Here is a 1,257-nt window from a genome sequence, read left to right on the forward strand (position 1 = left end):
CCGATCACTGCGGTGTGGGGGGTGTGGTGGGTGGGGGGGGGGGGGGGGGGGGGTGGCACCCCCCCCATGTGATGGGACGGGTAGGGGCGGCGGGGGCGAGGAACCCCTTACAGCAACCCCGCCGTCGCCAGGAACTTGCCCACCTTCTCCACCTCGGCCCCGTCCAGCGGCACCTGCGGCTCCGCCGTTGCCGGGCAGTCGATGACCCCCCGCAGATGCAGCGCGGCCTTGAACGCGCCGATGGCCGACGAGCTGCCGCCCATCCGGCCCGGGTCACCGACACTCACCATGCCGAACAGAGCGCACAGACGTTCCTGTTCGGCCCGGGCCCCGGCCCAGTCACCGGCACGGCAGAGCGCGTCGAGACGGACGTACCCCTGCGGATCCACGTTCGCCAGCCCCGGCACCGCCCCGTCCGCCCCCACCGCCAACGCCGCGTCGACGATGAGCTCGGAGCCGGTCAGCGCGCTGAAGCCGGTGATGTCGGGGTGCTCACGGGCGCCGGTCACCACCTCCCGGAAGGCGCCGAGGTCGCCGCTGGAGTCCTTCAGGCCGGCCACCACCCCCTCGGCGGCCAGCTCCAGCACCAGAGCGGCGGGGAGCTTGGTGTGCACGGCCGTCGGAAGGTCGTAGGCGAGGACCGGTACCGGGGACGCGGCCGCGACCAGGCGGTAGTGGCGGGCGATCTCCGCCGGGTGGGTGCGGGTGTAGAAGGGCGCGGTGACGACCACCGCGTCCGCGCCCGCCGCCGTGACACACGCGATGCGGTCCAGGACACGCGGCGTCGTCATGTCGATCGCCCCGGCCAGCACCGGGATGCGACCACCCGCATGGGCCACCGTCACCTCCACCACCAGCCGCCGTTGCCGGTCCGTCAGATACGCCGCCTCCGACGTCGTACCGAGCACGAACAGGCCGTGCACCCCGCCGGCCACCAGATGGTCGATCAGCCGGTGGAGCGAGGGGACGTCCACCTCGCCGTCCGATGTCAGGGGCGTGCAGACGGGCGGAACGACACCGGTCAGCGGGGCGGGGAAGGTCATCAAGGCTCCTTGGGCTCACTGTGACGTACGAGGTCGCGTGTCGGTTCGTTCTCCACCGGATGGTGACATCGGAAGCGGTGCCCCGGTACAGCGCGACTGTAGGTGGGCCGTTGGAGTGGTCGAGGGAACACGTGTCGGCGGCGAAGAGATTCTGCTGGAGCACGAAGAACGCTTCTGGGAGGACAGCGCCGCAGCTCCGGCCTTCAAGCTGAAC

Annotated in this window: 1 protein-coding gene; it reads right to left on the reverse strand. The window is 71.7% G+C overall.

Annotated elements, in window-relative coordinates:
• Positions 1-107: 107 nt before the first annotated feature.
• Positions 108-1,043 carry a dihydrodipicolinate synthase family protein gene (locus tag ABT063_RS52055; RefSeq protein ID WP_351069395.1) on the reverse strand — a complete coding sequence of 312 codons (936 nt, stop codon included), beginning with the start codon at positions 1,041-1,043 and terminating at the stop codon, positions 108-110.
• Between the last annotated feature and the right edge of the window lie 214 nt (positions 1,044-1,257).

The sequence above is a fragment of the Streptomyces sp. NPDC002838 genome (assembly GCF_040295365.1).
GTDB lineage: Bacteria > Actinomycetota > Actinomycetes > Streptomycetales > Streptomycetaceae > Streptomyces.

What these genes read in the sequence shown, in the direction of transcription:
- ABT063_RS52055 (WP_351069395.1), bottom strand. Translation starts at nt 1,043, where the DNA reads ATGACCTTCCCCGCCCCGCTGACCGGTGTCGTTCCGCCCGTCTGCACG.